The 24,821-nt window shown below is 63.6% G+C and carries 27 protein-coding genes and 2 tRNA genes; 19 read left to right on the top strand and 10 right to left on the bottom strand.

All coding sequences use genetic code 11. The features are described 5' to 3' along the window. Positions 1-47: 47 nt before the first annotated feature. The 4 genes from trxB (at position 48) to QN345_RS01410 (ending at position 3,814) form a co-directional block, all read left to right on the top strand. Complete coding sequence (gene trxB / locus QN345_RS01425; RefSeq protein ID WP_134558124.1) at positions 48-1,022, top strand: thioredoxin-disulfide reductase; 975 nt, start codon at positions 48-50, stop codon at positions 1,020-1,022. Positions 1,023-1,031: 9 nt separating this feature from the next. Continuing rightward, a complete protein-coding gene (gene trxA, locus QN345_RS01420) occupies positions 1,032-1,355 on the top strand; it encodes a thioredoxin (RefSeq protein WP_134448545.1) in 324 nt (107 codons plus the stop codon). Between the two features lie 137 nt (positions 1,356-1,492). Then, positions 1,493-2,812: a PLP-dependent aminotransferase family protein gene (locus tag QN345_RS01415; RefSeq protein WP_134448547.1), complete on the top strand. Its 1,320-nt coding sequence runs from the start codon at positions 1,493-1,495 to the stop codon at positions 2,810-2,812. Positions 2,813-2,854: 42 nt separating this feature from the next. Continuing rightward, entirely contained in the window at positions 2,855-3,814 is a 960-nt protein-coding gene (locus tag QN345_RS01410) for a D-alanine--D-alanine ligase (RefSeq protein WP_322136865.1), read from the top strand. A gap of 553 nt (positions 3,815-4,367) precedes the next feature. On the opposite strand, the gene QN345_RS01405 is transcribed toward QN345_RS01410, so the two are convergent. The 8 genes from QN345_RS01405 to rpmH form a co-directional block, all read right to left on the bottom strand. Next, positions 4,368-5,456, bottom strand: coding sequence for a ParB/RepB/Spo0J family partition protein (locus QN345_RS01405; RefSeq protein WP_134448551.1), 1,089 nt, complete (start codon positions 5,454-5,456; stop codon positions 4,368-4,370). Continuing rightward, positions 5,456-6,394 carry a ParA family protein gene (locus QN345_RS01400; protein ID WP_134560982.1) on the bottom strand — a complete coding sequence of 313 codons (939 nt, stop codon included), beginning with the start codon at positions 6,392-6,394 and terminating at the stop codon, positions 5,456-5,458. The genes QN345_RS01405 and QN345_RS01400 overlap by 1 nt, the downstream gene beginning before the upstream one ends. 85 nt (positions 6,395-6,479) lie before the next feature. Beyond that, positions 6,480-7,118 (bottom strand): 16S rRNA (guanine(527)-N(7))-methyltransferase RsmG, encoded by a 639-nt coding sequence (gene rsmG, locus QN345_RS01395; protein ID WP_241975188.1) that lies wholly within the window; start codon positions 7,116-7,118, stop codon positions 6,480-6,482. A gap of 6 nt (positions 7,119-7,124) precedes the next feature. Next, entirely contained in the window at positions 7,125-7,643 is a 519-nt protein-coding gene (locus tag QN345_RS01390) for a protein jag (protein ID WP_134558121.1), read from the bottom strand. A 75-nt stretch (positions 7,644-7,718) separates the two neighbouring features. Then, a complete protein-coding gene (gene yidC, locus QN345_RS01385; RefSeq protein ID WP_134448555.1) occupies positions 7,719-8,696 on the bottom strand; it encodes a membrane protein insertase YidC in 978 nt (325 codons plus the stop codon). 8 nt (positions 8,697-8,704) lie between these two features. Further along, a complete protein-coding gene (gene yidD, locus QN345_RS01380) occupies positions 8,705-9,016 on the bottom strand; it encodes a membrane protein insertion efficiency factor YidD (protein WP_134448656.1) in 312 nt (103 codons plus the stop codon). A gap of 22 nt (positions 9,017-9,038) precedes the next feature. Then, on the bottom strand, positions 9,039-9,434 hold the full coding sequence (gene rnpA / locus QN345_RS01375) for a ribonuclease P protein component (RefSeq protein WP_322189024.1): 396 nt from the start codon (positions 9,432-9,434) through the stop codon (positions 9,039-9,041). 8 nt (positions 9,435-9,442) lie between these two features. Continuing rightward, the gene (gene rpmH, locus QN345_RS01370; protein WP_010204566.1) at positions 9,443-9,580 is read right to left on the bottom strand and encodes a 50S ribosomal protein L34; all 138 of its coding nucleotides are present in this window, start codon (positions 9,578-9,580) and stop codon (positions 9,443-9,445) included. A 457-nt stretch (positions 9,581-10,037) separates the two neighbouring features. On the opposite strand from rpmH, the gene dnaA reads away from it, so the two are divergent. The 9 genes from dnaA to QN345_RS01325 all read left to right on the top strand — a co-directional run bounded on the left by dnaA (position 10,038) and on the right by QN345_RS01325 (position 20,089). Next, positions 10,038-11,459 (top strand): chromosomal replication initiator protein DnaA, encoded by a 1,422-nt coding sequence (gene dnaA / locus QN345_RS01365; protein WP_134448558.1) that lies wholly within the window; start codon positions 10,038-10,040, stop codon positions 11,457-11,459. Between the two features lie 372 nt (positions 11,460-11,831). Further along, complete coding sequence (gene dnaN, locus QN345_RS01360; protein ID WP_134448560.1) at positions 11,832-12,980, top strand: DNA polymerase III subunit beta; 1,149 nt, start codon at positions 11,832-11,834, stop codon at positions 12,978-12,980. Positions 12,981-12,988: 8 nt separating this feature from the next. Then, positions 12,989-14,170, top strand: a complete 1,182-nt coding sequence (recF, locus tag QN345_RS01355; RefSeq protein WP_134448562.1) for a DNA replication/repair protein RecF — start codon at positions 12,989-12,991, stop codon at positions 14,168-14,170. Further along, complete coding sequence (locus QN345_RS01350) at positions 14,163-14,651, top strand: DUF721 domain-containing protein (protein WP_134558118.1); 489 nt, start codon at positions 14,163-14,165, stop codon at positions 14,649-14,651. The genes recF and QN345_RS01350 overlap by 8 nt, the downstream gene beginning before the upstream one ends. A 122-nt stretch (positions 14,652-14,773) precedes the next feature. Further along, positions 14,774-16,750 carry a DNA topoisomerase (ATP-hydrolyzing) subunit B gene (gene gyrB / locus QN345_RS01345; protein WP_134448566.1) on the top strand — a complete coding sequence of 659 codons (1,977 nt, stop codon included), beginning with the start codon at positions 14,774-14,776 and terminating at the stop codon, positions 16,748-16,750. A gap of 82 nt (positions 16,751-16,832) precedes the next feature. Beyond that, complete coding sequence (gyrA, locus tag QN345_RS01340) at positions 16,833-19,325, top strand: DNA gyrase subunit A (protein ID WP_322189891.1); 2,493 nt, start codon at positions 16,833-16,835, stop codon at positions 19,323-19,325. Beyond that, a complete protein-coding gene (locus QN345_RS01335) occupies positions 19,318-19,728 on the top strand; it encodes a DUF3566 domain-containing protein (RefSeq protein ID WP_134448568.1) in 411 nt (136 codons plus the stop codon). Before gyrA ends, QN345_RS01335 begins: the two co-directional genes overlap by 8 nt. A 141-nt stretch (positions 19,729-19,869) precedes the next feature. Next, positions 19,870-19,943: transfer RNA gene (locus QN345_RS01330), tRNA-Ile, on the top strand. Between the two features lie 73 nt (positions 19,944-20,016). Next, positions 20,017-20,089: transfer RNA gene (locus QN345_RS01325), tRNA-Ala, on the top strand. A 105-nt stretch (positions 20,090-20,194) separates the two neighbouring features. Here QN345_RS01325 and QN345_RS01320 read toward each other — a convergent pair. Then, positions 20,195-20,722: a hypothetical protein gene (locus QN345_RS01320; protein WP_134448570.1), complete on the bottom strand. Its 528-nt coding sequence runs from the start codon at positions 20,720-20,722 to the stop codon at positions 20,195-20,197. A 122-nt stretch (positions 20,723-20,844) separates the two neighbouring features. On the opposite strand from QN345_RS01320, the gene QN345_RS01315 reads away from it, so the two are divergent. Then, positions 20,845-21,384, top strand: coding sequence for a peptidylprolyl isomerase (locus tag QN345_RS01315; RefSeq protein WP_134448572.1), 540 nt, complete (start codon positions 20,845-20,847; stop codon positions 21,382-21,384). A gap of 11 nt (positions 21,385-21,395) precedes the next feature. After that, the gene (locus tag QN345_RS01310) at positions 21,396-22,235 is read left to right on the top strand and encodes a rhomboid family intramembrane serine protease (RefSeq protein ID WP_134448574.1); all 840 of its coding nucleotides are present in this window, start codon (positions 21,396-21,398) and stop codon (positions 22,233-22,235) included. A 79-nt stretch (positions 22,236-22,314) separates the two neighbouring features. Here QN345_RS01310 and QN345_RS01305 read toward each other — a convergent pair whose 3' ends face one another. Next, the gene (locus QN345_RS01305; RefSeq protein WP_134448576.1) at positions 22,315-22,560 is read right to left on the bottom strand and encodes a cell division protein CrgA; all 246 of its coding nucleotides are present in this window, start codon (positions 22,558-22,560) and stop codon (positions 22,315-22,317) included. Positions 22,561-22,640: 80 nt separating this feature from the next. Between QN345_RS01305 and QN345_RS01300 the strand changes: the two genes are divergently transcribed. From QN345_RS01300 to QN345_RS01285, 4 genes are all read left to right on the top strand, one after another. Further along, the gene (locus tag QN345_RS01300; RefSeq protein WP_241985065.1) at positions 22,641-23,474 is read left to right on the top strand and encodes a class E sortase; all 834 of its coding nucleotides are present in this window, start codon (positions 22,641-22,643) and stop codon (positions 23,472-23,474) included. Positions 23,475-23,483: 9 nt separating this feature from the next. Next, entirely contained in the window at positions 23,484-23,645 is a 162-nt protein-coding gene (locus QN345_RS01295; RefSeq protein WP_166787341.1) for a hypothetical protein, read from the top strand. Then, entirely contained in the window at positions 23,642-24,280 is a 639-nt protein-coding gene (locus QN345_RS01290) for an anthranilate synthase component II (protein WP_322136868.1), read from the top strand. Before QN345_RS01295 ends, QN345_RS01290 begins: the two co-directional genes overlap by 4 nt. A 136-nt stretch (positions 24,281-24,416) precedes the next feature. Next, the coding region (locus QN345_RS01285; RefSeq protein ID WP_323508372.1) for a transposase at positions 24,417-24,821 on the top strand (405 nt) is incomplete at its 3' end.

The raw sequence follows: 24,821 nt of genomic DNA, 5'->3' as shown, positions 1-24,821 counted from the left end.
GCGAGGCAGCCACACCTGCCCTGCCCCCACTGCGAAGGAGTCTACGCGTGCGTCAGATCATCATCATCGGCTCCGGCCCTGCCGGATTCACGGCCGCCATTTACGCCGCGCGCGCCAACCTCAAACCGCTCCTCATCGCGAGCTCGGTCGAGGCAGGCGGCGAGCTGATGAACACGACCGAGGTCGAGAACTTCCCCGGCTTCCCCGAGGGTGTCCAGGGCCCCGACCTCATGCAGAAGATGCAGGAGCAGGCCGAACGCTTCGGCACCGAGGTCGTCTACGACGACGTCACCGAACTCGACCTCACCGGCGCGGTCAAGACCGTCACGCTCGGTTCCGGCGAGACCCACGAGGCCCTGACCGTGATCTTCGCGACCGGTTCCGCCTACCGCAAGCTCGGTCTCGAAGACGAAGAGCGCCTCTCGGGGCGCGGCGTCTCCTGGTGTGCGACCTGCGACGGCTTCTTCTTCAAAGAGAAGGAGATTGCCGTGATCGGCGGCGGCGACTCCGCCATGGAGGAAGCCACCTTCCTCACCCGGTTCGCGAGCAAGGTCTACGTTGTGCACCGCAAGGACACCCTGCGCGCCTCCAAGATCATGCAGGATCGCGCCTTCGCCAACCCGAAGATCGAGTTCGTCTGGAACTCGACGGTCTCCGGCATCACGGGCACGGATGCCGTCGACGGCCTGGTTCTGCGCGACACGGTTTCCGGCGCCGAAAGCATCCTTCCCGTCGGAGGGGTCTTCGTCGCCATCGGCAATGACCCGCGCACCCACCTCGTCCACAAGCAGCTCGATCTCACGACGGACGGCACGATCGCCGTCGCTGGACGATCCTCCCTGACCAGCCAGGCGGGCGTCTTCGCCGCCGGCGACGTCATCGACCCGCACTACCGCCAGGCCGTGACCGCGGCCGCCTCCGGCACCGTGGCTGCGCTCGACGCGGAGCACTACCTCGCTTCCCTCCCCGCGGAACTGCTGGCCAGCGCCGGCGACTCCACATTCGCAACAGCCACCAACTAAGGAGCACACATGTCCGCACGCGCCGTTACCGACGCGACTTTCGACCAGGAAGTCATCAACAACGAGAAGACCGTCCTCGTGGACTTCTGGGCGGAATGGTGTGGCCCCTGCCGCGCCGTCAGCCCCATCCTGGACCAGATCGCCGCAGAGCACGCCGACAAGCTCGACATCGTCAAGCTCAACGTCGACGACTTCCCCGCCCTCGCCGCGAAATACCAGATCACGTCGATCCCGGCCATGAAGGTGTTCCAGAAGGGCGAGGTCGTCAAGACCGTCATCGGCGCCAAGCCGAAGGTCGTCCTCGTTTCCGACCTGGCCGCATACCTGGCCTAGAGGCCCTCTCCCCGCTTCGGTCGGTTTCACGTGAAACACCGGACGTAGAGATGAACGAAGCCCGCCCGGCACCGTCGGGCGGGCTTCGTCGTATCCGGGTGGGCCTACGATTGAACCCTCACCAGAACGGATGTGACGTGACTGCACAGGGCTCTTCCCAGGCCGGTAACAACCTCGACCCGTGGTACCACCACTACGCCGAGCGAGCCGCCGGGCTGCGGGCCTCCGAGGTGCGGGCCCTCTTCGCCGTCGCCTCCCGCCCCGAGGTCGTCTCACTGGCCGGGGGAATGCCGTTCGTGGCAGCGCTGCCCCCGGACCTCGTGGTCAACGCCATGGAGCGGGTCATGCGTGAGCAGGGTCCCGTCGCCCTGCAATACGGCTCCGGCCAGGGAGTACCCGCTCTCCGCGAACAGATCCTCGAGGTCATGGCCCTCGAAGGCATCCGCGCCCATGCCGACGATGTCGTCGTGACCACCGGCTCGCAGCACGCCCTCGAACTCGTCAGCAAACTCTTTCTCGATCCCGGTGACGTTGTGATCTCCGAGGGACCGAGTTACGTGACTGCCATGGTCATCTTCAAGTCGTACCAGGCCGAGGTCGACCATGTTCCCATGGACGAACACGGTCTCATCCCTGAAGCCCTGCGTGAGCACATCCAGCAGCTCCGTGTTGCAGGCAAGACCATCAAGTTCCTGTACACGATCCCGAACTTCCACAACCCGGCCGGGGTCACGCTGAGCTGGGAACGGCGTATCGAAATTCTCGAGATCTGCCGCGCCAACAACATCCTCGTCCTCGAAGACAACCCGTACGGCCTGCTCTACTTCGACAAGCCGGCACCGGATGCGATGCGCTCCCTCGAACAGGACGGCGTCGTCTACCTCGGCACCTTCTCCAAAACCCTCGCTCCGGGTTTCCGGGTGGGTTGGGCCCTCGCACCCCACGCGATCAGGGAAAAGCTGGTGCTCGCGAACGAGGCCGCCGTTCTGTCGCCGAGCTCGTTCAGCCAACTCGTGATCTCGGAGTACCTGGCCACTGCCGATTGGAAGGGCCAGATCAACACCTTCCGAGGCGTGTACCACGAGCGCAAGGACGCCCTGCTGAATGCACTGGACGAGTACCTGCCCGAACTCACCTGGACGAATCCCAATGGCGGATTCTATGTCTGGGTCACCCTGCCGCAGCTGCTCAATTCCAAGGCTATGCTCCCGCGCGCCGTCAAGGAGCTCGTCGCGTACACGCCGGGAACCGCTTTCTTCGCCGACGGCGACGGCCAGCAGAACATCCGCCTGTCGTTCTGCTATCCCACCCCTGCCGAGATCCGGGTCGGCGTCCGTCGCCTCGCGACCGTCGTCCGCGATGAGCTCGACCTTCTCGAAACGTTCGCCGGAACCGGCTCGCTCGATCCGCTCCGCACACCCGGTCGCTTCAACCCGCTGCCGACCGACATCTCCTAGCCCACGAACCACCCCCAAGCGATTAGCAAGGAATCCCTGATCATGACCGATATTTCTCCCCTCGCGATCATCGTTCTCGCCGGCGGAATCTCGCATGAGCGCGATATCTCGCTCCGTTCGGGGCGTCGGGTCGCGGACGCGCTCACCGGCCTCGGCCACAAGGTCACCCTCCTCGACCCGCAGGCGGGACTCCTGCTCGACCTCACCACCCGGGCCCCCGATGTCATCTTCCCGGTCGTGCACGGAGCCACCGGGGAAGACGGCGCGCTCCTCTCGCTCCTGGAGACGACGGGTATCCCCCACGTCGGCTCCCGCGGAGGTCCGGCGAGCCTCGCCTGGACGAAGCCCACGGCCAAGGAACTCGTCCGACGCGCCGGGTTCGCGACACCGAACTGGATTGCCCTCTCCAAAGAGACCTTCCGGGACCTCGGAGCGGCGAGCGTTCTCGAGCATCTCCTGACGGCACTTCCCACTCCCCTTGTCGTGAAGCCATCCCAGGGTGGATCCGCGCAGGGTGTCACCATCGTCGAGACCGCGGCCGAGCTTCCGCGGGCCATGGTCGAGGCCTACACCTACAACTCGGTGGCCCTCGTCGAAGAAAAGGTACGCGGCACCGAACTCGCCGTCACTGTCATCGACTCCGGACTCGGTCCGGTCGCCCTCCCCGCCGTCGAGATCGTGCCCGTCAACGGCGTCTACAGCTTCGAGGCCCGCTACAACGCCGGCGAGACCCTCTTCTACGCACCAGCGCGCATCACCGCGGACATCGCCACTCTCGTCGCCCAGACGGCTGTCGATATTCACACGCTGCTCGGACTCCGGCACATCTCCCGGATCGACCTGATCGTCGACGAAGAAGGCGTTGTCTGGTTCCTCGAAGCCAACGTGCTCCCCGGGCTCACGGAAACCTCCCTGGTCCCCCAGTCCATCGAAGCGTCGGGTGCGACGCTCGGCGACGTCTACGAGTCACTCGCGCGAGCCGCGGTCGCGACCGTCGACTGACTTCGATCCGACAAGATCGTCCATTTCTCCCGAAAATCAGCCCCTTTGGGGCGCGAATCGGACATTCCCGGAGCGCCGGAATCGGCTTAGGATGCCTTCTGAAGACCTGAGATCACGCAGAACCGGCGTTCCCACTCGTCTTTCCTGACAACGTTTCACGTGAAACACTCGCGCCAGAAATGACGGGAGGCAGAAAATCCGCGCAAGAGCACGTTTCACGTGAAACATGCGCTGCATTCTGCACACCCCACAGGCACGCTGGTGATTCACCCTGCACGGCGGTGGCCCCTTGAGACACCGGTTACATAGAGAATGGCTTGAGTCTAACGCTATGTTTCACGTGAAACATACCTGGGGTTCGCGTCTCGTGACACCGTTTCACGTGAAACATGCGCAGAACGTCGCGTCGACCAGGCGCCCCGGTGATGAAGCGCGCCAATTGCGTCATTTCGTACCAAGCACCCCGCGAGTGAATCGGCTCACCTGACGCGTGTGCGTGCGTGATGTTTCACGTGAAACACCGTAGGGGAGCAGGCCTGTTCGACCGAGGGATCTAATTCGACCCGAAGCCGGGCTCTCCCAGAACCGCAAGAATCCGGTTCAGGTCGCCGATCGTGGCAAAATCGATATTGATCTGTCCCTTACGCGCGCCCAGGTTGATCTTCACCCGGGTGTCCAGGCGATCGCCAAGGTGTGAAGCGATCTCGTCGAGGTGACCCTGGCGTTTGCCTGCCGATGGTCGAGGCGCCTGCGCCTTCGGCACTGCCGTCGCCGCGGCTTCCGCCGCCCGCACAGAGAGGTCCTCGTTGACGATCTTGTCGGCGAGACGAAGCATCCCTTCCGGATCGCCCACGGAGAGGATCGCACGGGCGTGACCGGCGGACAGGACACCCGCGGCGACCCGTACCTGGACGGCTTCCGGAAGCTTCAGGAGACGGATCGTGTTGGTGATTTGTGGCCTTGACCGGCCAATTCGCTGTGCGAGCTCGTCCTGGGTGATTCCAAAGTCCGCAAGCAGCTGCTGGTACGCCGACGCCTCTTCGAGCGGATTGAGCTGGGCACGATGCAGGTTCTCGAGCAGTGCGTCTCGGAGCATGTCGATGTCCGCGGTCTCCCGGACAACGGCGGGGATGGAATCGAGGCCCGCTTCCTTGGTCGCCCGCAACCGACGCTCGCCCATGACGAGTTCGTATTTTCCGGGCTGATCGGGGAGGGGGCGCACCACGATCGGCTGCAGCACACCGACCTCGCGAATGCTGTGCACGAGTTCCGCAAGATCGGATTCGTCGAACACGCTGCGGGGCTGCACGGCATTCGGGACGATATCGAACGGATTGAGGTGCGCGAGCCGGGCACCGGGAACCGGTACGAGGACGGGCGCATCCGCATCCGCCGGCTCGACGACAGCAGAACCGCCCTCGACCAGGCCGTCCTCTGCGGGAGCACCCGAGTCCGGCACCGCGGTGAGTCCGACAGCGTCGATCCCGGCCTTGTCACCCGCCGCCGCGAGTGCGGCTGCCGCGCTCGCCTTCGCCGCCGGGGAGTACGGGAAGAACACGTCCACGGGACGGGCGAGGGTCGGGTCGTCCTGAATCGGAATCAGGGCGCCGATACCGCGGCCGAGGCCTGTTCTCTTCGCCATTACTGTCGTTCTCCTGTCTGGGGGGCACCGCGTCTGGCGATTTCCGCTGCTGCTTCAAGGTAGGAGAGCGATCCTGCCGAGTTCAGGTCGTAACTGATCACGCTCTGACCGTAGCTCGGCGCCTCAGAAACCCGCACAGAGCGCGGAATGAGGGTACTCAACACCTGGTCGGGGAAGTGATCGCGCACGTCCTGCGCCACCTGGTTGGCCAGGTTGGTGCGGCTGTCGTACATCGTCAGCAGAATGGTCGATACCGTGAGTTCGGGGTTCAGGTGCTTCTCGATCAGTTCGATGTTCTTGAGCAGCTGGCTCAGGCCTTCGAGCGCGTAGTACTCGCACTGAATCGGGATGAGGACCTCTTTCGCGGCGACGAAGGCGTTGATCGTCAGGAGCCCGAGGGATGGGGGACAGTCGATGAACACATAGTCGTAGGGATCCGTCATTGCGGAGAGGTGCACGGTGAGGGCACGACTCAGCCGCTGTTCGCGGGCGACGAGGGAGACGAGCTCGATCTCGGCTCCCGCGAGGTGGATCGTCGCCGGTACGCAGAAGAGCGAACCGAATTCGGGGCTGCTCTGCACAACGGAGGCGAGTTCTACGTCGTTGATGATCACGTCATAGACGCTCGGGGTGTCCGCGCGGTGTTCGACGCCGAGCGCTGTCGAGGCATTTCCCTGCGGATCGAGGTCGATCACAAGTACCCGGGCACCCTGCCGGGCCAGGGCCGCTGCCAGGTTCACGGCGGTCGTGGTCTTGCCAACGCCGCCCTTCTGGTTGGACACCGTGATGATCCGGGTGCGCTCGGGCTTGGGCAGCTTCTCCGCTGCGATCACCTGACGCCTGCGCGTGAGCTCGGTGATTTCCCTGGCGAGGGGAGTGCTGCTGTCAAAACCGCGTGCGGCCGTGGTGTCGTGCTGTTCCTGGCCGGGTTGTTTCACGTGAAACCTTTACGTTCGACGGTTGAAGAGCCATCCGAGGGTGATGCACGATCCGTGTTCGCGTGTGCGAAACGCCAATCGGGGACTAATCAACTGTAGCCCTTATGACTCGCGTCACGTCCTGCAGCACGCCCTCACCGAGGGTGATCACCTCGACATTGCTGAGGTGGAAGCGACGAATCTCCTTCGCAGCCGCCGAAATTTCGCCCTGCGCACCAGCGCCCTTCATGAGCACGAGCTCGCCCCCTGCCCTGAGGAGCGGCGCCGTCAGGGGAATCAGTGTTCGGAAAGCGCTTACTGCGCGCGCGGTGACCTGGTCGAGCGGATGCGGAAGGTGCAGGTCCTCAGCACGGGCGCGCGTCACGGTCGTGTTGGTCAAACCGAGCTCCGCAACCTGCTCGGTCAGCCAAGCCACCCGGCGCTCCATCGGTTCGATCAGCACGAAGTCGACGTCGGGCCGAATGATCGCGAGCACGAGTCCGGGCAGTCCGGCGCCGGACCCGACGTCGCCGACCAGTCCGGGCCGGAGCAGCGGGGCCATGATCGCACAGTTCAGGATGTGCCGGCTCCAGAGCCGGGGCAACTCGAGCGGGCCGATCAGGCCGCGCTCCTCGCCCTGCGTCGCGAGGTTGGCCGCGAAGGCCCGTGCGACGTCGATGCGGTCCCCGAAGAGCCCGGCCGTGACGACCGGTTCGATCTCGAGCGTGTCGTTCACGGGTTCCACGTGAAACTACGCCGCGGTGATGACCGTGTGACGGTCGCGGCCTTCGCCCGTCGACTCCGACACGTAACCGTGCTCGGAGACGAGGTCGTGCACGAGCTTGCGCTCATAGGACGACATCGGCGGCAGGGAGGCTTCCGTCGCGCCTGCGGCGATGCGCTCGATCGCCCGGGTCACGAGGACGCCGAGCTCCGCCTGGCGGGCCTCACGGGAGCCGCCGATGTCGAGGATCAACCGGGAGAACGACCCGGTCTTGTTCTGCACCGCGAGGCGGGTCAGTTCCTGCAGGGCGTTCACGGTGTCCGGGCGGGAGAGCAGGCGCAGGCTTCCGGCATCCGTCGAATTGACCGACACGTAGGCGCGGCCGTTGCGGGCATCGATGTCGATGTCCCCGTCGAGGTCGCAGATGTCGAGGAATTCCTCGATGTAGTCCGCGGCGACGTCGCCCTCCTTCTCGAGCTGATCGAGGGTGGGGGAGTCGTCTTCCGCGGGGGAATCCGCGGCGATCACGTCGGTGTTCTCAGTCACGATGTCCGTCTCTTCTGTGTTCTGCTCAGTCGTTCTGTTCAGGCCCTTCGGCCTGTTCAGTCGCTTCGGACCAGTCTATTTCTTCGGGCCGGTCTGCTTCTTGGCGCGGGACTTGCCGACGGGCTGCTGACGCTGCGGCTGCTGCTTCTTCGGCTCTTCGACCACGATGATGTCGCCATCCTTCGCGATGAGCTTTCCCTTGCGCGCGAGACGCTCCTCGCGGGCCTTGGCCGCTTCACTGCCCGGTGTCGGCATGTTGCGGATGACCAGGAACTGCTGGGCCATGGTCCAGATGTTCGAGGTCAGCCAGTAGAACATGACGCCGAGCGGGAAGGCGATACCGGAGAAGGCGAAGACGAGCGGGAGTAAATACAACATCATGCGCTGCTGCTTGAACATCGGGCTCGCCTTGGTTTCCGGCGACATGTTCTTGGAGACGATCTGCAGCTGCGTGATGAACTGCGAAGCAGTCATCAGGACGACCATGGTGGCCGCGATGAGCATCACGGCGAGGTTGTACGGGCTGCCGGCCACGAGCAGCGCCCACTGCGTGGAGAACGATTCGTGCAGCGGTGCAACCCCGAACAAGGTCGCACTCCCGAAGCTCTCCGCAAGCTGGGAGTTGAGCGGACCGACGCCGGCCTTGGCGTGCTGCGCGTCGTTGAGGACGGAGAAGAGCGCGAAGAAGATCGGCATCTGCAGCAGGAGGGGAAGGCACGAGCTCAGCGGGTTCGTGCCCGTGCGCTTGTACAGTTCCATGGTCTCGCGGGACATTGCCTCGCGGGAGAACTGGTCCTTCTTACCCTTGTACTTGTCCTGGATCTTCTTGAGCTGGGGAGCGACCTCGAGCATCTTGCGCTGGCTGCGAATCTGCCGTACAAAGATGGGGATGAGCGCGGCGCGCACGACGAGCACGAGTCCCACGATCGCGAGCACCCAGGTGATGCCATCGTTGTAGCCGAGGCCAACGGTCGTGAACAACCAGTGGAAGGCGACGAGCAGGAGCTCGACAGCCCATTTCAAAGGCCAGAGAATCGTACCTAGGAGGTCCATACTTTGGGTCAGCCCTTTCCGTGGCTCACTGGGACTACAAATCCAAACGACGTCACGGCGTAGCGACGCTTGCGCTTCAGCGGAACGTCATCGACTCCGCCTTCGGCCCACGGATGACACCGGGCCAGCCGGCGTGCAGCCAGACCGGACCCGATTACAAGGCCATGTTCCTGAACGGCGCCGAGTGCGTACGCCGAACAAGAGGGATAGTACCTGCAAACGTCGCCATACAGCGGTGAGATCACCGCGCGGTAGACGCGCAGGAGCACAACCCCCAGATTGCGTGGGAGCAGAAGGACCCACGCCAACACCGTCTTCACGAGGTCGACCATCGCGGGCTACTCATCGGGAGGGCAGTCGTTCCGGCCGGCGATGGCCGGATCCGGTCATGCCCGCCGCAATTCGGCGCTGGAAACTCAGGAGGGCCTGGCTGACTTCGGCCTGCAAAACCGGCCACTCCACTTCGTGCGCCGCAGGAAGTGCGCGAATGACGACATCCGTGCCCGGGTTCACCGTAGGGAGCAGACCGAAGCACGCCGCCTTCAGGCGACGTCGCATTCGGTTGCGCCGGACGGCGTTCCCCACGTTTTTGGCGACGATGAAACCAAACCGAGGGGGTAAGCCCTCGGAATTGTCACGCAGGTACGTCACGAAATGCGGACCAACAACACGCACGCCACGGCGAACGACCATCTTGTAGTCGTTGCCGCTCGTGATGCGATTGGTCCCCGCGAGCACGTGAGTGCTTAGGCGGAAAGCTCGGTGCGACCCTTGCGACGGCGGGCACCGAGGATCGCGCGGCCGGCACGGGTACGCATGCGAAGACGGAAGCCGTGCACCTTGGCGCGACGACGGTTGTTCGGCTGGAAAGTTCTCTTGCTCATTGTGTGGTCTCCACGTATTGAATCTCCGCAGGCCAAAAAATGTAGAACGGCCGGGAAAGAGTGAGGTAGCCCGCGGGCTGGGGTCAACTGATTAAAACTACGGCCTCAATCGGTGCTGGTCAAACCCGACGGCGGTAAACGGCAGATTCTGCAGATGTTTTCTCGGTTTCCGGTCAACGACACGTACCGAATCCACAACAGAGTTGGCCGCCGCGGCAGACATTGACTACCGTGAGGACAAGTTATCCACAGGCAGCCCGCAATGCCTGTAAAACACAGCCCGAATTGCGCACAGGCGGTGGATAACCTTGTGGATGCTTTTGCTGAGGCCGTCGATTCGGCCCACACTGGTGTCGACTCTTCCGGCAGTTCCGGGTGCATTCAAGAAATCATCGACAGTACCGACACGCAGTTTCAACACACAGCGTTTCACCAGACAGTATCGACAGAGGGAACAATGGCAGCCGAAGAACAACCGATCGCGGACACCTGGCGGGCAGTGCTCACCAGCCTCGAATCGGATGACACCATCACCCCGATGCTCTACGGCTTCCTGAACCTGGTCGAACCCAAGGGCATCGCGGCCGGCACGTTCTATCTCGAAGTACCGAACGAGTTCACCGCGAGCATGCTGAACCAGCGGATGCGGGTGCCGCTGCTCGCCGCGATGGGTCAACTGTCCGAGGCGAGCGCGGTCTCGACCTTCTACGTCGTCGTCAATCCCGAACTCGAGCAGGAGTCGCTCCGTCCGGTCCAGGAGTCCGCACTGCCCAGGGACGTCGAGACACCCGCGACGCCCCAATCGGTTTTCGAGAGCGCGCCGCCCGTCGAGAGCCCGCACGACACCCGGCTCAATTCCAAGTACAGCTTCGACAACTTCGTGATCGGGCAGTCGAACCGGTTCGCGCACGCCGCCGCCGTCGCCGTTGCCGAGGCACCGGCCAAGGCGTACAACCCCCTCTTCGTCTACGGCTCCTCCGGATTGGGAAAGACCCACCTGCTCCACGCCATCGGCCACTACGCCATGAGCCTCTATCCCGGCATCCGAGTGCGTTATGTCAGTTCAGAAGAGTTCACCAACGACTTCATCAACTCGATCGCCAACAACCGCGGCTCGGCATTCCAGTCCCGGTATCGCAATATCGACATCCTGATGATCGACGACATCCAGTTCCTGCAGGGCAAGGCGGAGACCCAAGAGGCGTTCTTCCACACCTTCAACACCCTGCACGACCACAACAAGCAGGTCGTCATCACGAGCGACCTGCCGCCGAAGGCCCTGACCGGTTTCGAAGACCGCATGAGGTCCCGTTTCGAGTGGGGCCTCATCACGGATGTCCAGGCCCCCGACCTCGAGACCCGCATCGCCATCCTGCGCAAGAAGGCCCAGAGCGAGAAGCTCCAGGTTCCCCACGACATCCTCGAATTCATGGCGTCCAAGGTCTCATCCAACATCCGCGAGCTCGAGGGAACCCTGATCAGGGTCACGGCCTTCGCGAGCCTCAACCGAACGCCCGTCGACATGGACCTCGTCCAGACGGTGCTCAAGGACCTGATCACCCTCGACGAAGACAACGTCATCGCGCCGGTCGACATCATCACCAACACGGCGGACTACTTCAAGCTCACCGTCGAGGACCTCTATGGCTCCTCACGCTCCCAAGCCGTTGCCACGGCTCGACAGATCGCGATGTACCTCTGCCGCGAGCTCACCAATCTCTCCCTCCCGAAGATCGGCCAGCTGTTCGGCAACCGGGACCATACGACGGTGATGTACGCGAACAAGAAGATCAGCGAACTCATGAAGGAACGCCGCTCGATCTACAACCAGGTCACGGAGCTCACCAACCGCATCAAACAGGACCACCGCTACAAATAAGCCGCAGAATCCCTCAGTTTTCACAGTTGTGGATAACCCTGTGGAAACTCGTCGAACAACTTGTCTGAATTTGTGGAAACTACCGTCCAGCTTGTGCAAACTCCGCTGGTGGCAAGGCTCGCCCTGAACCGGGGGACGATTAACGCTCACAGGCTGCCCACAAGTTACATGTTTGTAGTTCCCAGTGAATGAGCCGCATCCACAGAGTTATCCACAGTTTCCACAACGGTTAAGAAGATTAACAAAAACTTAAACTTCTCTCTGGCCGACAACCTTTCCTCCGACACCGGAGGAAACCGAGCGACGCCGGGGCCGTTGTGAGAACGACTACCATTGAGGCCAAACAGGTCTCCGACCGACAGGAGTGACTTCGTGAGATTTCAGGCCAACCGGGACGTTTTCAGCGAAGCCGTTTCTTTTGCTGTCAAACTCCTTCCCCAGCGCACCACGCTGCCCATTTTGAGCGGTGTGCTGATCGAAGCAACAGCGACCGGCTTGATCCTCTCGTCATTCGACTATGAGGTGTCCGCGCAAACCGAAATCGCCGCCGAGGTCGAAGAGACCGGACGGGTTCTCGTGTCCGGTCGCCTCCTCGCCGAGATCGCCAGCCGGATGCCGAACGCCCCCGTCACATTCGTGACCAAGGACTCCCGCATCACGGTCAGCTGTGGAACCGCGAGCTTCACGCTCCTGTCCATGCCTGTCGAGGAATATCCAAGCATCCCGGTCGTCAGCGGCCAGGCCGGCCTGGTTCCCGCCGAAGATTTCGCCGCTGCCGTCGCCCAGGTCGCCGTCGCCGCATCGCGTGACGACGTCACGCCGGTCATCACGGGTGTCCAGCTGCAGATTTCCGAAAACAGCCTGAGCCTCGTCGCGACAGACCGCTACCGTGTCGCCGTGCGAGAAATCGACTGGGACCCCGGAACGATGGTCGCGACAGACACCATCACCGCGCTCGTACCCGCACGTACCCTGCAGGAAGTCGGCAAGACCTTCGGACACAGCGGCACGATCTCCGTCGCGATCACCAACACCGACGATCGAGAACTGATCGCATTCACCGCCGACAAGAAGACCGTCACAAGCCTGTTGATCAAGGGCAACTACCCGCCGGTTCGCCGGCTGTTCCCCGACCAGGTCGACAACTACGCCGTGATGAATACCGCGGAACTGATCGAGGCCACCCGCCGTGTCGCTCTCGTACTCGAACGCGAGGCTGCGCTGCGTTTCTCCTTCACGACCGAGGGACTCACGCTCGAAGCGGTCGGTTCCGAACAGGCACAGGCCAAGGAATCCGTCGATGCGATCCTGTCCGGCGTCGAAACCGTTGTTTCCCTCAAGCCGCAATTCCTGCTGGACGGCCTCACGGCCGTGCACTCGGAATTCGTGCGGATCTCCTTCACGAAGACGGAAAACCCGAACAAGCCGGGCCCTGTCCTGATCACGAGCCAGAGTTCGCGCGACCAGCCGGGAGCTGACAGCTACAAGTACTTGCTCCAGCCGAACCTGCTGTTGCGCTAAGAACTCCGGTGCGGGTAACTCACCTGTCCCTGACCGACTTCCGCAACTATGCGCAGGTCGAGGTTCCGTTCCAGCCGGGACCGAACCTCATCGTCGGGAGCAACGGCCAGGGGAAGACCAACCTGGTCGAGGCCCTCGGCTTCCTGAGCACACTGGGTTCGCACCGGGTGTCGACGACGGCCGCGATGATCAGGTCCGGCGAGGAATCCGCGATCATCCGGGCCAAACTCGAGTACAACGGCCGGGACCTCCTCGCCGAAGTGCAGATCAACCGCTCGGGACTGAACCGGGCGCAGATCAACCGTTCGGTGATCAAGACGAGGGAACTGCCGCGGTATTTCTCGAGCGTCCTGTTCGCTCCGGAAGACCTCGCGCTCGTCCGCGGCGACCCGTCTGGACGACGCCGTTTTCTCGACCAGCTGCTCGTCCTCCGGTCTCCGCGTCTCACCGGTGTGCTCGCCGACTACGACAGGGTGCTCCGGCAGCGCAATTCCCTGTTGAAATCGGCGAGGGCGTCCGGATTGCGCACAACCCAGCTCGGAACCCTCGAAGTGTGGGACGACCGTCTCGTGGAATTCGGTTCGGAGATCATCGACGAGCGGGCGAAGCTCGTCGAAGAGCTCGGCACACCCCTCCGCACTGCATATGAGGCCGTCGTCGGCGCCGATCACGGGCCGGCCCTGCTCGGCGCACTCAGTATCCTCGGACTGGATGACACCCTCGGCAGCGAGGAGGACACTCCCTCCGGAGCATCGGTCGGCACGAATGATGCCGGAGCGAAGGAGGCAGGGGCGACCGCCGACCTGTTCCGTGCATCCCTGGCCGGTGTGCGCAGGAAGGAACTCGACCGCGGGATGACCCTCGTCGGACCGCATCGCGACGATGTGGTGTTCATGCTCAATGCCCTGCCGGCGCGTGGGTATGCGAGCCATGGCGAATCCTGGTCGTTCGCCCTCGCGCTCAAGCTCGCAGCCGCCGAACTCCTGCGCAGGGACTCCTCGAGTGGGGATCCTGTCCTCATCCTCGACGACGTCTTCGCCGAACTCGACCAATCGCGCCGCAGCCGCCTCGCAGCCGCGGTCCTGGGATTCGACCAGGTGCTCATCACGGCAGCCGTGTTCGAGGATGTCCCCAAGCAACTGGCCGCGCACACGATTCACATCCACGCCGGGGAGGTCATCGATGGCTGAGCAGAGCGAGGCAGCACGGGTCTACCTGCGCTTCAAGGACGTGTTCGGCGACCCGAACGCGAAGCGTGTCAGGGCGAGGCGCCGGGTGCGGGACGACACCGGCTCGAGTGTCCCGTTCGGCATCGGCCGCGATCCGCGTGGCCTCGGGGACACAATCGACTCCCTGACCCTGCAACTGGGCTGGAACTCACCCCTCGCGCAGTCGGAACTGCTCGCATCCTGGATCGAACTCGCCGGTGAGGAAACCTCGAAACACTCCACTCCCGCCGGCATCGACGAGGGCGTCCTGACCGTGCACTGCGAGTCGACGGCGTGGGCGACTCAGCTGCGCATGATGCGTGTCGAAATCATGACGCACATCTCCGTCCGGTATCCGGACGCGGGCATCCTGTCAATCCGTTTTCAGGGACCCAACGCTCCCTCCTGGAAAAAGGGTCCCAGATCAATTCCAGGGCGCGGTCCACGCGATACCTACGGCTAGGGAGCCAAAACAGGTCAACCGACTAGGCAAAACGCGTCAGATCCCCGTTTATGGCCGGGAGACCATGCCCTGTTTGGTAGACTCAAGGGTCGCCCGCGCGACGGTCAGGAGCTCCATAACAGATGTCAGTCGAACCATTGATCGAGCCGGAGCATGGATACGGCGCCGACGATATCCAGGTCCTCGAAGGACTTGAAGCCGTTCGGAAGCGCCCCGGTATGTATATCGGGTCGACCGGCCCCCGAGGTCTGCACCACCTGGTCTACGAGATTGTGGACAATTCGGTGGACGAGGCCCTCGCGGGACACTGCGACACGATCGGCATCGAGATCCTCGCCGACGGAGCCGTGCGCGTCGCCGACAACGGGCGAGGAATCCCCGTCGACATTCACAAGGCGGAGGGCCGTTCGACGGTCGAGGTCGTCCTGACCGTGCTCCACGCCGGTGGAAAGTTCGGCGGCGGCGGTTATTCAGTCTCCGGCGGCCTCCACGGCGTCGGCAGCTCCGTGGTCAACGCGCTGTCCTCCCGGCTCGACGTCGCGGTTCGTCGCCAGGGCCACGTGTGGCGGCAGAGTTTCCACGACGGTGTCCCCTTCGCCCCGCTGAGCCAGGACGAAGCCTCGGACGAGACCGGAACGACGATCACGTTCTGGCCGAGCGCCGAGACCTTCGAGACCACGGACTTCGACTTCGAAACCCTGCGGGCCCGTTTCCAGCAGATGGCGTTCCTTAATAAGGGGCTCACCATCACGCTCACCGACGAACGACCGGAGCACCTCGACGCAGAGGGCGCACCGATACACAAGACCTTCATGTACGAGAAGGGACTCGTCGACTATGTCGAGTATCTCAACCGTGCCAAGAAGGCCGAACTCGTCAACGAAGAGATCATCTCCTTCGAGTTCGAAGACCACGAACGCAAGATGGCGCTCGAAGTGGCCATGCAGTGGACCACCGCGTATACGGAGAGCGTCCACACCTACGCGAACACGATCAATACCCATGAGGGCGGCACCCACGAAGAGGGTTTCCGCGCAGCGCTCACGACCCTCGTCAACAAGTACGCGAGGGAAAAGGGCATCCTCAAGGAAAAGGACGACAACCTCACCGGCGACGATGTGCGTGAAGGCCTGACCGCCGTCGTGTCGATCAAACTCGCCGAACCGCAGTTCGAGGGCCAGACCAAGACGAAGCTCGGCAACACAGAGGCGAAGTCCTTCGTGCAGAAGGTCGCCAACGACCAGCTCTCCGACTGGTTCAACCGCAACCCGATCTCGGCCAAGGAGATCATCCGCAAGGCCCTCCAGGCCTCGAACGCCCGGATGGCGGCCCGCAAGGCGCGCGAAACCGCCCGACGCAAGGGCCTCCTCGAGGGCGGCGGCATGCCGGGCAAGCTCAAGGACTGCCAGAGCAAGGACCCGTCGCTCTCCGAGATCTTCATTGTCGAGGGTGACTCGGCCGGCGGCTCCGCCGTCCAGGGCCGGAACCCGGAATACCAGGCGATCCTGCCCCTTCGCGGGAAGATCCTGAACGTGGAGAAGGCCCGGCTCGACCGTGCCCTCGGCAACGCAGAAGTCCAGGCCATGATCACGGCGTTCGGCGCCGGCATGGGCGAGGAATTCAACCCGGACAAGGTGCGCTATCACAAGATCGTCCTGATGGCCGATGCGGATGTCGACGGCCAGCACATCACGACCCTCCTGCTGACCCTGTTGTTCCGGTACATGAGGCCGCTCATCGACCTCGGCTACGTGTACCTCGCGCAGCCGCCGCTGTACCGGCTCAAATGGACGAATGCCCCGCACGAATACGTCTACTCCGACAAGGAGCGCGACGCGCTGCTCGCCGACGGCGCTGCTGCGGGCAAGCGGATCCCCAAGGACAACGGCATCCAGCGCTACAAGGGCCTCGGCGAGATGGACTACAAGGAGCTGTGGGAAACCACGATGGCGCCTGAGACCCGCACGCTGCTCCAGGTCACGCTCGACGACGCAGCGGCTGCCGACGAGATTTTCTCCACACTGATGGGCGAGGACGTCGAGTCCCGCCGCAACTTCATCCAGAAGAACGCGAAGGACGTGCGTTTCCTTGACATCTGACGACACCACCAACAACACGACCAACGAAGAGACCGCAGCGGAGGCCGCCGCGAAGGCGGCTCATCTCGAGCAGCACGGCAAGATCGACCAGGTCGACCTGCAGCTCGAGATGCAGCGCTCCTACCTCGACTACGCCATGAGCGTCATCGTCGGGCGTGCGCTTCCCGACGTGCGTGACGGCATGAAGCCCGTGCACCGCCGCGTGATCTACGCCATGTTCGACGGCGGCTACCGCCCGGACAAGGCGTTCAGCAAGTGCGCGCGCGTCGTCGGCGACGTGATGGGTCAGTTCCACCCCCACGGTGACTCCTCCATCTACGACGCCCTCGTCCGGCTGGTGCAGCCCTGGAGCCTGCGGTACCCGCTCGCCCTGGGGCAGGGAAACTTCGGCTCCCCCGGAAACGACGGCGCTGCCGCCCCGCGGTACACCGAGACGAAGATGGCCCCGCTCGCCCTCGAAATGGTGCGCGACATCGACGAGGACACCGTCGACTTCCAGGACAACTACGACGGCCGCACGCTCGAACCCACCGTGCTCCCCTCGCGCTTCCCGAACCTTCTCGTCAACGGTTCGGTCGGCATCGCCGTCGGCATGGCCACCAACATCCCGCCGCACAACCTGCGCGAGGTATCCGCCGGCGCCCTCTGGTACCTGCAGAACCCGGACGCGACCCGCGAGGAGCTTCTGGAAGCCCTCATCCAGCGGATCAAGGGACCAGACTTCCCCACCGGCGCCCAGATCCTCGGGATCAAGGGCATCCAGGATGCCTATCGCACCGGTCGCGGGTCCATCACGATGCGGGCCGTCGTCAGCATCGAAGAGCTCCAGGGTCGCACCTGCCTCGTGATCACCGAGCTGCCGTACCAGGTCAACCCGGACAACCTCGCGATCAAGATCGCCGACCTCGTCAAGGACGGCAAGATCGGTGGCATCGCCGACATCCGCGATGAGACCTCCGGCCGCACCGGCCAGCGCCTCGTGATCGTGCTCAAACGCGACGCGGTCGCGAAGGTCGTCCTGAACAACCTCTACAAGCACACCCCGCTGCAGGAGAACTTCGGCGCGAACATGCTCGCGATCGTCGACGGGGTGCCGCGCACGCTTCCCCTCGACGGTTTCGTCTCCGCCTGGGTCGACCACCAGGTCGACGTCATCGTGCGGCGCACCCAGTTCCGGCTCAACAAGGCCGAAGCGGATGCGCACATCCTGCGCGGGTACCTCAAGGCCCTCGACGCCCTCGACGAGGTGATCGCGCTCATCCGCCGGTCTCTGACCGTCGACGACGCCCGCACCGGCCTGATGGACCTCCTGGACGTGGACAAGCTCCAGGCCGACGCCATCCTGACCATGCAGCTGCGACGCCTCGCGGCCCTGGAGCGTCAGAAGATCATCGACCAGGCCGCCGAACTCGAGCTGCAGATCGTCGAGTTCCAGTCGATCCTCGCGAGCCCGGAGCGCCAGCGCACGATCATCAGCGACGAACTCACCGAGATCACCACGAAATTCGGCGACGACCGGCGGACCGAGATCATGTTCGGCTTCGACGGCGACATGTCGGTCGAGGACCTCATCCCCGAAGAGGAGATGGTGGTCACCGTCACGCGCGGCGGCTACATCAAGCGCACCCGCAGCGACAACTACCGCAACCAGCACCGCGGCGGCAAGGGCGTCAAGGGTGCCCAGCTGCGCGCGGACGACGTCGTGGAGCACTTCTTCGTCACGACCACCCACCACTGGCTGCTGTTCTTCACGAACACCGGCCGGGTCTATCGCGCCAAGGCGTACGAGGCCCAGGAATCCGGTCGCGACGCCAAGGGCCAGCACGTTGCCAACCTGCTCGCACTGCAGCCGGGCGAGGAGATCGCGCAGATCCTCGACATCCGCGACTACGGGGCGGCCCAGTACCTCACGCTCGCCACTCGCGACGGCCTGATCAAGAAGACGGCCCTGAGCGAGTACGACACGAACCGTACCGGCGGAATCATCGCGATCAAGCTGCGCGAGGGCGACGAACTCGTCTCCGCGCTGCTCGTGGAGGAAGACTCGGACCTGCTGCTCGTGTCCAGGAAGGGAATGTCGATCCGGTTCACCGCGAGCGACGAAGCCCTCCGGCCGATGGGCCGCAGCACTTCCGGCGTGATCGGGATGCACTTCCGCGGGGATGACCGGCTGCTCGACGCATCCGTTGTCTCCGACGACGGCTACGTGTTCGTCGTGACGGAGGGCGGATACGCCAAGCGCACCGCGGCCGATCAGTACCGCCTGCAGAACCGTGGCGGACTCGGTATCAAGGTCGCGAAACTCAACGATGATCGCGGGGACCTCGTCGGGTCCCTTATCGTGGATGACGAGGACGAAGTACTCGTGGTCCTTGCCAGTGGCAAGGTGGTACGCTCTGACGTCGCAGAAGTCCCTGCCAAGGGACGGGACACGATGGGCGTCGTCTTCGCTAAGTTTGCGGAAGAAGACCGGATCATCGCCATTGCGAAGAACTCCGAACGTAACCTGATCGTCGAGGAAACTGCGGACGAGCCGGAGAGCGATTCGGGAGAGGAAGAACCGTTAGATGAGTAGTGTTGCTGAGAAACTTGCCAAGAAGTCCGGCCGGAGGCCCACTGTGACAACCAAGCAGGTGCGGCTCAAGCTGGTGTACATCGACTTCTGGTCGGCGGTGAAGCTGTCGTTCCTGATCGCCCTGTGCCTCGGCATCGTGACCATCGTCGCGACCTTCCTGATCTTCACGGTGCTCAACGGCACCGGGATCTTCGGCAAGATCGACGCGCTGTACGCCGATATCGCGGGGTCTTCCTCCGATCTGGCCAGCATCCTGTCCATCGGTAATGTCATGGGCTTCGCTGTCGTCGTGGCGGTGCTGAACACGGTCGTCATCACGGCCCTGGGTGCCGTCTACGCCGTGCTGTACAACCTGAGCGTGAAGATCACCGGCGGACTGCTCGTCGGCTTCACGAACAACTAGCTCGACCTTCTCCACCCGCTCCACCCGCGTCACCCGCTCCACCCGCGTCACCGCCTCCCAATCGGGCAGCATCCGAAACGAATCGGCTGCTCGATTGGGAGAAACCGGAGGTTTCCGGTAGTCTCAAATCTGCCCAATAAGGGGGATATAGCTCAGTTGGTTAGAGCGCTTCACTGATAATGAAGAGGTCCCAGGTTCAAATCCCGGTATCCCCACGCAGTTACAGTTTTATGCAGTCGCAGTTATAAGAAGTACCGGCCGTTCCGGCCATCACCCCCGTGAATGTACGGGGCCATAGCTCAATTGGTAGAGCGCCTGCTTTGCAAGCAGGAGGTCCGGGGTTCGATTCCCCGTGGCTCCACAATCTGCACGAGAATGAATCCTGCACGAGAATGAATCCTGCACGAGAATGACAGAAGGCCCGCATCCAGTGGATGCGGGCCTTCTTTGTGTCTCTGTCTGTCTGTTACGACTCGACGGACGATGCGTTCTTGGGCTCGTCGTCGGCGACCCAGAGCTCGTCATCGGCGCGGAACGTCTGCCAGACGGCGTATGCGACTCCTGCGGCGGCGGCCAGGGCGACACCGAGCGCGATGTATGCGCCGGCCCCCGGGCCCTTCTTCTCGATCACAACGGGCTGCTGGAAGTGCAGGCGGCTCAGGGCCGCACGAACGCGGGCATCCCTGGCGACGTCTCCGACGCTCATGACGGTGCCGATAGCAGTGCCGATGCCGGGAAGCACCTTCGTGACGACCTGGCTGCGCACATCCTCTGCGAGATCCTGCGTTGCCTGGATCTTCGGGCGTACCAACTGGTCGTAGCTGTCGCGGACACGGGGAACGACTTCCTCGCGGGTGAGCACCCCCGCCTGGTGTGCGGCATCACGTGCGAGCACGTTTGCCCGATCGAGAACCTCCTGCTGGTGGTTCCACAACTCGTCTGCGCTCTTGCGCAGCTTCGTAAGTTCCTTGCGGCGCTTGCGTGACAGGCTCATCTGGACCCTCCATCGATGTCATGTGGCGAACACCATCCATCTTGCCACGCAATACCGCAAGAGGGCTTCGGATGGCGTGGACGGTCAGGATCCGTCTTCGCGCCTGTGCAAGAATTGACCCCATGTCAAAGCACACCGCCGTCGCAACGCTCAATACATCGCTCGGACCGATCAAGGTCAACCTCTTCGGCAACCACGCGCCGAAGACGGTGAAGAACTTCGTGGGCCTCGCCACCGGCGAGATCGAATGGAAGCACCCCGGCACTGGCAAGGTCTCGAAGACTCCCCTCTATGACGGGACCGTCTTCCACCGCATCATCAAGGACTTCATGATCCAGGCCGGCGACCCGCTCGGCCAGGGCACCGGTGGCCCCGGCTTCCAGTTCGACGACGAGATCAGCCCCGACCTCGACTTCACCCAGCCGTACGTCTTCGCGATGGCCAACGCCGGCATCCAGGGCGGCCGCGGCACCAACGGGTCGCAGTTCTTCATCACTGTCGTCCCGACCACGTGGCTGCAGGGCAAGCACACCATCTTCGGCGCAGTCGAGGACGAGGCCTCCCGTGCCATCGTCGCGAAGCTTGCCACCGTGCCGACCGATGGCCGTGACCGTCCCCTCACCGAGGTCGTCATCGAGTCCGTCACCGTCGAGCAGGTCTAGGCCCACTTCGAATGACTGACCTGCCCGGATCCGCAGCCAATTTCTGCTATCGGCATCCGGGCAGGCAAAGCTTCATCCTCTGTCAGCGCTGCGGCCGCACCATCTGCCCGGAGTGCCAGACACAGGCCGCCGTCGGCGTGATCTGCCCCGAGTGCATGAAGGAGCAGCGGCAGAACGCCCCGCGCACCCGCCCGGCCCTGCTGACCCGCATCTCCTCGAGCCGTGGGCCCGTCGTCACGTACGGCATCATCGGGGTCACCTTCGCCGTGTTCCTGCTGCAGCTCGTCCCGGGATTCGACGTGACGAGCGCATTGCTCTATGCGGGCATCTACTCGTACCCCGGCAGTTTCGAGCCATGGCGGATGCTCACCAGTGTCTTCGTCCACTCGACCGGCTTCATCTTCCACGTGCTTCTCAACATGTACACACTGTGGATATTCGGCCAGATCCTCGAGGGGATGCTCGGCCGCGGTCGATTCCTCGCCCTGTACCTGCTGAGCGGCCTCGCCGGTTCGCTCGGGGTGTTGTTCCTCGCTGGTCCGCTCACACCGGTCGTCGGGGCATCCGGTGCGATCTTCGGCCTGATGGGCGCGTTCCTGGTAATTCAGAGGCGCCTCGGAGGCAACTCGACACAATTGCTGATCCTGGTCGGAATCAACCTCGTGATCGGCTTCCTGCCGAACCTCAATGTTGCCTGGCAGGCGCATGTCGGCGGCCTGATCGGCGGTGCGATCCTCGGCCTGATCTACGTGCAGACTCGGCGCAGCAAGCACCAGTCGCTGCAGAACTGGCTTGTCGCGGCCTTCGCGATCGTGCTCGTCGCCCTGAGTTTCGTCAAGTTCCTGGGCTGAAAGTTATCCACAGGTCTGTCCACAACTGGGGATAATTACACCGGTGTAATTGACCCCCAAAAGGGGGGTAACCGAGAGGTTAACGCCAGCGGGTCGTCATCAGGAAGCCGACGAAGGCGATCCCGAATCCAACGAGGATGTTCCAGGAGCCGAGGCCGGCGATCGGCAGGGTGCCCTGGCTCACGTAGAAGACGATGATCCATGCCAGTCCGATGAGCATGAAGCCGAACATGACTGGTTTGAACCAGACGGCGTTCGGGGCGTCCTCGCCAGAGCGAACGACCTCGGTGCGGGCGGGCTTGGTGCGGGGATTCGTTCGTGCCATGCCTGCGATTCTAGCGCCATTGCCCATCAGGCGACCTCTCCAGGGCCTGCCGGCCACCACTGCCGATTAGAATCGGAACCATGTCCGACGCCACCCCGCCCGCTGCGCCAGCGGAGAGTCGCCGCGAGCGGCGCGCTTCCCGGCGCCGCAGGCCGGTGAGTGTGATCGGTGTCATCGGTGAAGTGCTCATCACGGGTGGCGTTCTCGTTTTCCTCTTCATCGCCTGGCAACTGTGGTGGAACGACCTCGTCGTTGCGGGGGAACAGGCGAGTGCGGCCAACCAGATCAGCCAGCAGTGGATCGGCGACGCACAGGCGGCCAGCGCGACGCCAGCGCCGACCGCCACGAACACGCCGACGGCCGTTCCCGTCCAGACGCCGGGCTTCGGGACTCCCGTCGTCAGCGTCGCCCCGGGGGAGGCGCAGCCGTTCGCCGTGCTGTATGTGCCCCGCTATGGCGCCGCGTACTCGCGCACCATCGCTGAGGGCGTCGGCCACAACGTGCTCAACAGTCCACGCCTCGGCATCGGGCATTACCCCGGCACTCAGATGCCCGGCGAGGTCGGGAACTTCGTCGTGGCCGCTCACCGCAGCGCCAATGGCGGCGGCATGCACCTGATCAACGAGTTTCAGCTCGGCGATCCCATTTTCGTGCAGACGGCCGACGGCTACTACACGTACCGGTTCCGTGACCTGGAATACGTGCAACCGACCGACGTGGGCGTGCTCGCCGCAGTCCCGCATGCGCCGGGGGCCACCGCGACCGATCGCATCATCACCCTCACGAGTTGCAATCCGCTCTATTCGACGGCGGAACGCATCATCGCCTACGGCGTCTTCGATTCCTGGCAGCCGATCTCGGCCGGCCCGCCCGCGGAACTCGCCGCCATCATCGCAGCCCAGGCCGCGGGCTAGGAGGCTCATATGTACGCAGCACTGTGGCGGGTCCTCCCCGGCCCGCTCTGGCTCCGCATCCTCCAGGTGCTGGTGCTCATCGCTCTTGTCCTCTTCGTCCTCGCCACGTGGGTTTTCCCGTGGGTGGACACCATCGTCAATAGCCAGGAATCGACGGTCGGCACCCCATGACCCGCATACTCGTGATCGACAACTACGACAGCTTCGTCTACACGCTCAACGGCTACCTGATGGAGCTCGGAGCTGAGACCGAGGTCGTGCGAAACGACGCCTTTCCACCAGAGGACGCCGCAGCGCGCATCGCCGAATTCGACGGTGTGCTGCTCTCGCCGGGGCCGGGGAAGCCTGCGGACGCGGGCGTTTCCATCGCAGTCGTGCTGGCCGCGTTCGAGGCCGGCTCGCCGCTCTTCGGCGTGTGCCTGGGGCACCAGGCGATCGCGGAGGCCTTCGGGGCCACGGTGACGAACGCCGAGGAGCTCATGCACGGCAAGACGAGCCAGGTCACGCACGACGACAGCGCTTTCTACGCGGGCGTTCCGCAGCCCTTCACGGCGACCCGGTACCACTCGCTCGCCGTCGTCGATTCCACCGTTCCGAGCGACCTTGTCGTGACCTCGCGGACGGCTGGCGGGGTGATCATGGGGCTGCGGCACGCATCCGCTCCGATTCTCGGCGTGCAGTTCCACCCGGAATCGGTCCTGACCGAGGGCGGCTACCTCATGCTTGCCAACTGGCTGGCCCTCACCGGCCTGCCAGGGGCCCAGGAGACCGCGCGGGGACTCCACCCCATCCTCAAGCTCTCCTAGGAGCGTGGGTCAGTAACGGCGAAGTTTAAAACGCCGACGGATTTCCTGGGCTGGGGTTGTTGGTCTGGGAAAATTGCTTATGAGCGATTTTGATGGTTTGTTTCCCGCGACAGAACTCGAACATGTTGACCTGGTCATGGACGACGGAGTCGAGGCTGGCGCCGGCGTGAACAAGCGGTTCCGGGCGTTCGAGCCGGCGGCCGTGATGTTGGTTCCACCGTCTTTGGATGAGTGGCTGCCGCAGAACCACCTCTCTCGTTTCATCGCCGACATCGTCGAAACTCAAATTGACCTGAAGAAGTTCTACGCGTCCTACGCGAAGTCGAAGGGCCAGCCGCCTTATGACCCTCGGCTGATGGTCCGCGTGCTGCTTTACGGGTATTGCGTCGGGGTTCGCTCGTCACGGGAGTTGGAGCGGGTCTGTGTGGACGTGGTCGCTTTTCGTTGGTTGGCCGCGCAGCAGGCACCGGATTTTCGCTCGATCGCCCGGTTCCGGAAACGGCACCTCGCGAGCCTGGGGAACGTGTTTTTGCAGGCGTTG

It is taken from the genome of Cryobacterium sp. 10I1 (assembly GCF_035019805.1).
GTDB lineage: Bacteria > Actinomycetota > Actinomycetes > Actinomycetales > Microbacteriaceae > Cryobacterium > Cryobacterium glucosi.
The sequence above is the reverse complement of the archived record's forward strand: the minus strand, read 5'-3'. Positions and strand labels throughout refer to the sequence as shown.